The following is a 7399-nucleotide window of genomic DNA, read 5'->3' as shown; positions in this document are numbered from 1 at the left end:
GCCGCTCGAGCGCGCCCTCGACGGCCGCCCGCACCGCGGCCCAGCGCGCGGCCGCGTCGGCGCTCACGCGTCGTCCCCGCGCAGCTCGCGGAACAGCCAGCCGCGCGCGGTGGTCCAGTCGCGCGACACGGTGCGCGGCGACACGCCGAGCGCCTCCGCGGTCTCCGCCTCGCTCAGCCCGGCGAAGAAGCGGCACTCGACCACGCGGCACAGCCGCTCGTCGAGCGCCCCCAGCCGCGCCAGCGCCTCGTCGAGCGCCAGCAGCGCGTCGTCGCGCGACGACGCCACCAGCGCGCCCGCGTCGTCGGCGTCGGTGAGCGCGACGCCGCGCGCGCCGCCCCCGCGGCGGCCGGCGAGGTGCCGCCGCGCGTAGTCCACGAGCACGCGGCGCATCACGCGCCCCGCGACGGCGAAGAAGTGCGCGCGGTCCGCCCAGCCGGCGCGCGACTGCTCGGCCAGCCGCAGCCAGGCCTCGTGCACCAGCGCGGTCGAGTCGAAGGTGTGCCCCGACGGCTCGGCGCGCAGCCGGCGGTGCGCCATGCCGCGCAGCTCGCCGTAGACCAGCGGCAGCAGCCGGTCCATCGCGTCGGGCGCGCCGCGCCGCAGCACCGCCAGCGCGGCCGTGATCTCGTGGCCCTCGGGGTCGGCCGGGGGCTCCTGCCGCTCGGGCATGCGCCGCACCTCGGGCTCTGGCCGGCGTCCGGCGCGGCGTCGCGGGACGCGTGGCGTCTTTCGGCGGGATTTCGCGCGTCTGCCCGTGCGCCCCCCCGGGCCTCGATGTCGAAGGTACGGGCGGGCCGACGACCCGGCAACGCGGACGGCCGCCGGCCGTCCCCACCCCGCACCAGGAGACCGCCATGCGCCCGTCCGCCCTCTCGCGCCCCGCGTCGCTCGCCCTGCTCGCCCTCTGCGCCTGCGCCGGGGAGCCGCCGACCGGCGCCCGCGTCGCCGTCGCGGCCCCGTCGCGCGCCGCGGCGCCCGAGCGTCCGATGCGCGGCGACTGCGAGACCACCTTCCCCCGGCTGCAGGGGCCGCCCGTCGGCACGATCCGCCAGGTGGACGTGGGCACGTGTCGGCTCACGCACCTCGGCCGCGCCGCGCTGTACAGCAGCAAGGTCATCGACTTCGCCGCCGGGACGCAGGCGACCGACGACTTCCGGCTCACCGCCGCGGACGGCGACCAGCTGTTCGGCGCGGGCAGCGGGACGAGCGCGCCGGCCGGCCCCGGGCGGATCGCGTTCCGGGCGACGATGACGCTGACCGGCGGCACCGGCCGGTTCGCGGGCGCGCGCGGCGCGCTGCGCATCGAAGGGGTGGCCGACGTCGCCACCGCCTCGTCGACGATGCGGGTCGTCGACGGCTGGATCGCCTACTGAGGCGCGGGCGCCCGCACGCCGGGCGCGCCGAGCCCCACCGACGCCACCACCGGGAGCGCGACGAACGGCACGTGCGCGAGGAGCTGGATCCACCAGCGCGGCGTGACCGACGGCGGGCGCCCGGTGAGCGTCGGGATCACCGCGAGCGACATCACGCACCACACCAGCGGGCCGTAGACCGCGGCCGCCGCGAGCACGCCCGCGGGCGTCGCGACGAGGCGGCGCAGCGCGGGGAGCGCGAGCCACAGCGCGACGAACGCCGCGGACCAGGCGAACGCGACGCCGACGTGCAGCAGGATGCCGACGAGCACCGGCGCCGCGCCGCCGCCGATCGCCGACGGGCCGAGCACGGTGGAAGCGACGCCCTGCCACAGCCCGCCGAAGGTGCCGCCGTACGCGAGCGTGGCCAGCGCGCTCGCGAAGCAGAAGTCGACCACCGCCAGCGCGAGCCAGGCGCGCAGCAGTCGGCGACGCGCGTCGGCGGTCACGGCGCGGGGCGCGGCGCGCGCGCGAGCCGCAGGTCGAGGTGGCGCCGCACGTCGGGCCACTCGGCGGCGAGGATGCTGAACATCACCGTGTCGCGCACCGAGCCGTCGCGCCGCACCCCGTGGTGCCGGATCACCCCGTCGCGCTTCGCCCCGATCCCCTCGATGGCGCGCTGGGAGCGGAAGTTGAAGTTGTCGGTGCGCAGCCCCACCACCTTGCACGCGAGCGTCTCGAAGGCGTGCGCCAGCAGCAGGCGCTTGCAGGCCGCGTTCACGTGGCTGCGCTGCCACCGCTCCGCGTACCACGTGTAGCCGATCTCGACGCGGTCGGCGGCGGGGACGACGTCGTGGTAGCGCGTGGTGCCGACGACGTCGCCCGAGCCCAGCTCGCGCACGACCCACGGCAGCATGTGCCCCGCGTCGCGCCCGGCCAGCGCGTCGGCGACGTAGCGCGCCTCCTCGCCGGGCGCCGGGACCGAGGTGTACCACAGCTCCCACAGCCGCCCGTCGGCGGCCGCCGCGGCCAGCGCCGGCGCGTGCTCGGGCGCCATCGGCTCCAGGCGCACGCCGTGCCCCTCGAGCGTCGCGGGCGCGACGGCGATCACGCGGCCAGCCCCGCCGCGCGCGCCGCCGCCGCCGCGCGCACGCACGCCGCGACCGGCGGCGGCGTGACCTCGTGCAGCGCCGCGCGCTCGGGCTGGAAGAGCGTGGCCACGAAGAACGGGTGCCCCTCCAGCTCCACCGCGCGCACGTCCCCGCTCTCGTCCTCGGCGGCCACGCGCAGCGCGCCGCCGGTCAGCGCGTCGCGCACGGCGGGGTTGAGGCCGTAGCGGCAGTGGTACCCCTCGACCGCCTCGGGCGCGCCGTACGCCTCGGCGAGGCGCGAGCCCGCGCGGAAGCGCACGACGCCGCGCTCCTCGACGAGCGCGCAGGCGAGCGGCGCGACGACGGCGTGCGCGGCGTCGGGGTCGGTCTCGGCGTGCGCGGCGTCGGCCCAGCCGAGCACCGCGCGCGCGTACTCGAGCAGCGCGTGCTGGAAGCCGCCGCAGGTGCCGAGGAAGGGGCGTCCCGACTCGCGGGCGACCCGGATCGCGCGCAGCGCCCCGTCGGCGCTGCGGTACGGGCTCGCCGGCACGCACCACACGGCGTCGAACGGCGCGAGCACCGCGTCGTCGGCGATCGCGTCGGTGGCGAGCCAGGTGGCCTCGACGGCGACGCCGGCGTCGCGCGCCGCGAGGGCGAGCGCGCGCGGGATGGCGCGGTGCGCGACCACCGACGGGTCGTGGTCGCCGACCAGGGCGACGCGGAGGGGCTCGGGCATGGCCGGGAGGAGGGTGGGCGCGGCCAACGTTACCGCGCGCCCGCGCCCGCGGCGAGGCGCAGCCCCCAGTGCGTGCGCAGGAACTCCTCCAGCGCCGCCGAGGTGGCGTCGCCGAAGCGGTCGCGGCTCGCCGCGTCGTCGCGCACGCCGGCGAGCGGCGCCTCGACCTGCACGGCGCACACGGTCCCGCCGGCGGCGCACCCGTGCCGGCGCGTCGTCTCGCCGCCGGAGAAGTACGGCGCGCCGCGCGGCGACGGGTCCGACGCGCTGGGGACGGCCGGGACGCCCTGCCGCGCGTAGAGCGTCCCCAGCGCCGCCGAGCCGCGCAGCAGCGCGGCGAACGACGCGGGCGCCGCCCGCGACAGCTCGCGCACGCTCGACGCGTCCTCCAGCCCCGCGTCGGCATCGAGCGCCGCGTCGGACGCGTCGAGCTGCGCGCCGTCGAGTAGGTAGCCGAGCTCCAGGCGCGGCACCGCGTGCGCGTGCCCGTGCAGGTCGAGCAGCAGCCCGCGCCCGGACGCGGCGGTCACGGCGCGCCGCGCCTCGTCCACGAACGCGTGCCACTCGGCGAGCGCGCGCCCGGCGGCCGCGTCGCCGCAAGCCGCCTCGCCCGCGGGCCGGTTGGCGTCGAGCTTCCGCCGGGCGAGGTGCACCAGCACGACGTGCGGCGTGCGGCCGAAGCGGGCGCGGTATCGCTCGCGCGTCGCCAGCGCGAGGGCGACGGTGTTGAGGTCCGTCGCGGTGGTCGCCTCGCCGCCGCAGCGCGCCGCGGTGCGGTCGGGGATCTCCGCCGGCGCGAGCGCGCCGCCGTGCGTCGCGGTCAGGATCACCGGCGCGTCCCCCGGCCGGTACTCCACGTAGCCCTCGCGCCCGAGGTACGCGCGCCCGACCTCGTAGACGGCGGGCGTCGTGGGCGGCGGCGGCGCCTCGGCTGGCGGCGCGGCGGGGTCGCTCCCACAGCCGACGAGCAGCAGCAGCGCCCCGGCGGCCGCCGGACGCGCCCTCACCGGCAGACGTAGCTGGCCAGCACCGCCTGCACCTCGTAGATGCTCAGCCCCCGCTTGAACGGCTGCGCGAACGGCTCGGCGCGCCCCGACACCCAGATCTTCAGCTCCGCGTCGAGCTCGAAGTGTCCCGCCGTCTCCACGCTGAAGTGCGTCACCGCGCGGTAGGGGAGCGAGTGGTACTCGACCTTGCTCCCCGTGACCCCCTGCTTGTCGATCAGGATCAGCCGGCGGTTGGTGAACAGCATGGCGTCGCGGATGAGCGCGAAGGCGCGCTCGACCACCTCGCCGTCGGCGAGGATGCGCGCGAACTCCTCCTGCATCTCGGCGGCGTCGACCTCGGCGGCGTTGCCGATCAGTCGGTTCAGCAGGCTCACGCGGGCTCCTGGGCGGGGGACGGCGGGAAGCTAGCGCCGCAGGACCGCGCCCGCCCGCGCGTCGGTCGCCCGCCCGTCCTCCAGCGCGACGCGCCCGTTCACCAGCACCCAGGCCATCCCCTCGGCCAGGCGGTGCGGCTGCGTGTACGTCGCCGGGTCGCGCACCGCGGCGAGGTCGAACACCACGACGTCGGCGTACGCGCCCGGGCGGATCGCGCCGCGGTCGCGCACGCGGAACACGGCGGCCGGCAGCCCGGTCATGCTGCGCACCGCGTGCTCCAGCCCCACCGTGCGCTCGTCGCGCGCGTACTTCCCGAGCTTGCGCGGGAAGGTGCCGTAGGCGCGCGGGTGCGGGACGCCCTGGTGCATCGGCACCAGGTCCCCGTCGGACGCGGTCATCGTCCACGGCTGCCGCATCAGCGTGGCGATGTCGGTCGAGTCCATGTTGAAGCTCGTCACCCCCGCCCCGCCCCGGCCGATCATGTCGAGCGCGACGTCGAGCGGGTCGGCCCCGCGCGCCTCGGCGGCCTGCTGCAGGTTCTTCCCCTCCAGCGACGGGTCGGGGGCGTAGCGCTGGAACTGCAGCCGCGCCGGGCCGCCGCGGCGCTGCAGGTTGGCCGCCATGTCGCGGCGCAGCCGGTCGCGCGTCGCCGGGTCGGCCATGCGCGCGCGCAGCGAGTCGCGCCCGCCGGCTTCCGCCCACCGCGGCAGCAGTGACGCCGAGAGGCTGGTCCCCGACGCCTCGTACGGGTACTGGTCGGCCCACACCTCGACGCCGGCGGCGCGCGCCGCGTCGATGCGCGCCACCAGCGACGCCGACTTCCCCCACACGTTGGGGCCGAGCGCCTTGATGTGCGTGACGACGCCGGGGAGCCGCCCCTCGCGCGCGACGCGGATCACCTCGTCCACCGCGGCCTCGACGCCGACGGTGTAGTCCGACTCGTCGCGGATGTGGCTCTGGTACACGCCGCCGCGCGCGCCGGCCTCGCGCGCCAGCGCGACCAGCTCCTCAGTGGAGGCGTAGCTCCCCGGCGCGTAGAACGGCCCGCTCGACAGCCCGAACGCGCCGGCCTCCATCCCCGCGCGCACGAGGGCGCGCATCCGGTCCATCTCGGCGGGGGTCGCCTGGCGGTCGGCGGCGCCGAGCACCGCGCCGCGCACGGAGCCGTGCGGCACCATCAAACCCACGTTCACGCCGGGGCGCGCCGCCTCCAGCCGCCCGCGCTGCGCCGCGAGGTCGGTCGGGCCGCCGCCGTCCGGGTTCACGACGGCGGTGGTGATCCCCTGCGCGAGCAGCGGCGCGGCGCCCGACAGCGCCGCCGAGGCGAGCCCCGGGCCGGCGTGCGAGTGGGTGTCGATGAACCCCGGCGCGACGTAGCGCCCCGCGGCGTCGATCACCCGCGCGGCGCGCGCGCCCGAGAGGTCGCCGACCGCCGCGATCCGGTCGCCGCGGATGCCGACGTCGGCGCGCACCCACGGGTTGCCGGCGCCGTCGAGGACGCGCCCGTTGCGGATGACGACGTCGTACGCGTCGGCGGGCGCCTGCGCGGCGGCCGCCGACGCCGCGAGGGCGAGGGCGGCGAGGGAGCGGAGGAGGCTCACTGGGGGTCTGGCGTGAGGAACGGGGGCAGCCGCACCGGCTCGCTCCCGGGCGCGGGGCCGCGGCGCAGGGTGAAGGCGGCCGGGGCGCCGGGGCGGAGGCGGCGCGCGCCGGCGCGGTCGGTCTCCAGCATCGACGGCGCGAGGTGCACGAACAGCCCCGCGCCCTCCACGGTGTCGATCGCCACCGCCGTCTCCAGGTCGCCGACCTCGCGCAGCCGCGGGCGCCGCCGGGCGAGCGGCTCGTCGAAGTTCAGGGCGAGGTCGAGGCGCATCGGCGCGCCGCCGCCGGGGAAGACCACGTGCGCGCCGCGCACCAGCACGTCCACCGCCGCGCGGTCGTTCATCGGCAGCGCGTCGTACGCCCGCGGGTCGGCCGCGCGGTAGCGCCCCGAGCCGATCGCGTCGAGCGCCGAGACGAGCGCCACCACGTTGATCGCGCGCAGCCGCTGCTTCTCCGGGTCGTCGGGGAGCGCGCCGCTCTCGATCAGCACCGTGCTCGTCCCCCACCGCTGCATCAGGTCCCCGAACGCGCGCGGGTTGAAGTCGTCCTCGTACTTGGCCACGCGCCCGGGGATCTCGGCCTCGGTCACGCGCGCCAGCCCGGCGGCCACCAGCCGCGCGGCGACGCGCGCCCCCTCGTAGGCCCGGCGCTCGTCGGCGGCCGGCGCGAGGAGGGCGATCCCCACCTGCCGCCCGCTCCGCCCGGTGAGGATGCGCGCGCCCTGGTCGTGGAGGTTGAAGCCGAACGCGGGGCGCAGCGAGTCGCGCAGCGCCTTCAGCGTCCGCGCCTCCGGCGTCGCCAGCCGCGCGGCGTCGCGGTTCACGTCCACCCCCGCGGCGTTCTCGCGCTGGAAGTACTCGGCGCCGTCGGGGTTGAGCATCGGCACCATCACCACCGTCAGCTCGGCGGCCAGCCGCGCCCGCAGCGCGCGGTCGACGTCGGACGGGTCGCCGAGCCAGGCCAGCAGGTCGGCCAGCGCCATCGTCGCCGTCGACTCGTCGCCGTGCATCTGCGACCAGAGGAGCACCGTGGTCGGCCCGGCGCCGTAGGTGACCGCGCGGATCGGGCGCCCGTGCATCGACCGCCCCACCTCGGCGACGCGGAACGCCGGCCGCGCGACCAGCGGGTCGAGCGCCGCCCACAGCTCGGCGTGCGTGAAGCGGCGCGCGGCGATCGCGGCCACGCGGTGGCTCGCGGCCACCCGGCGCCCGACGGCGACGGCGCCGCCCCGGC

Annotated in this window: 9 protein-coding genes; 1 reads left to right on the top strand and 8 read right to left on the bottom strand. The window is 78.2% G+C overall.

Annotated elements, in window-relative coordinates:
• Window positions 1-63 precede the first annotated feature (63 nt).
• Complete coding sequence (locus tag PYV61_RS17660) at window positions 64-672, bottom strand: ECF-type sigma factor (RefSeq protein ID WP_275834032.1); 609 nt, start codon at window positions 670-672, stop codon at window positions 64-66.
• Window positions 673-857: 185 nt separating this feature from the next.
• Between PYV61_RS17660 and PYV61_RS17655 the strand changes: the two genes are divergently transcribed.
• On the top strand, window positions 858-1376 hold the full coding sequence (locus tag PYV61_RS17655) for a hypothetical protein (protein ID WP_275834030.1): 519 nt from the start codon (window positions 858-860) through the stop codon (window positions 1374-1376).
• Here PYV61_RS17655 and PYV61_RS17650 read toward each other — a convergent pair.
• The 7 genes from PYV61_RS17650 to PYV61_RS17620 all read right to left on the bottom strand — a co-directional run.
• A complete protein-coding gene (locus PYV61_RS17650; protein ID WP_275834028.1) occupies window positions 1370-1864 on the bottom strand; it encodes a hypothetical protein in 495 nt (164 codons plus the stop codon). The two genes, PYV61_RS17655 and PYV61_RS17650, sit on opposite strands and share 7 nt — an antisense overlap.
• The gene (locus PYV61_RS17645) at window positions 1861-2466 is read right to left on the bottom strand and encodes a GNAT family protein (RefSeq protein WP_275834026.1); all 606 of its coding nucleotides are present in this window, start codon (window positions 2464-2466) and stop codon (window positions 1861-1863) included. The genes PYV61_RS17650 and PYV61_RS17645 overlap by 4 nt, the downstream gene beginning before the upstream one ends.
• Window positions 2463-3182, bottom strand: a complete 720-nt coding sequence (locus PYV61_RS17640; RefSeq protein ID WP_275834024.1) for a CTP synthase — start codon at window positions 3180-3182, stop codon at window positions 2463-2465. Before PYV61_RS17640 ends, PYV61_RS17645 begins: the two co-directional genes overlap by 4 nt.
• A gap of 29 nt (window positions 3183-3211) precedes the next feature.
• Window positions 3212-4189 (bottom strand): hypothetical protein, encoded by a 978-nt coding sequence (locus PYV61_RS17635; RefSeq protein WP_275834022.1) that lies wholly within the window; start codon window positions 4187-4189, stop codon window positions 3212-3214.
• Complete coding sequence (locus tag PYV61_RS17630) at window positions 4186-4563, bottom strand: PH domain-containing protein (RefSeq protein WP_275834020.1); 378 nt, start codon at window positions 4561-4563, stop codon at window positions 4186-4188. Before PYV61_RS17630 ends, PYV61_RS17635 begins: the two co-directional genes overlap by 4 nt.
• 30 nt (window positions 4564-4593) lie before the next feature.
• Complete coding sequence (locus PYV61_RS17625; protein ID WP_275834018.1) at window positions 4594-6165, bottom strand: D-aminoacylase; 1572 nt, start codon at window positions 6163-6165, stop codon at window positions 4594-4596.
• Window positions 6162-7399 (bottom strand): M14 family zinc carboxypeptidase (locus PYV61_RS17620; RefSeq protein WP_275834016.1); only part of this gene is annotated, 1238 nt, incomplete at its 5' end. The genes PYV61_RS17620 and PYV61_RS17625, both read right to left, overlap by 4 nt.

It is taken from the genome of Roseisolibacter sp. H3M3-2 (assembly GCF_029211165.1).
Lineage (GTDB): Bacteria > Gemmatimonadota > Gemmatimonadetes > Gemmatimonadales > Gemmatimonadaceae > Roseisolibacter.
Note: the sequence above shows the minus strand (reverse complement) of the source record. Positions and strands in the feature narration are given on the sequence as shown.

Bases quoted from the DNA above. Each gene is read 5' to 3' on its own strand.
- PYV61_RS17640 (WP_275834024.1), bottom strand. From the start codon at position 3,182: ATGCCCGAGCCCCTCCGCGTCGCCCTGGTCGGCGACCACGACCCGTCG.
- PYV61_RS17655 (WP_275834030.1), top strand. From the start codon at position 858: ATGCGCCCGTCCGCCCTCTCGCGCCCCGCGTCGCTCGCCCTGCTCGCC.
- PYV61_RS17660 (WP_275834032.1), bottom strand. From the start codon at position 672: ATGCCCGAGCGGCAGGAGCCCCCGGCCGACCCCGAGGGCCACGAGATC.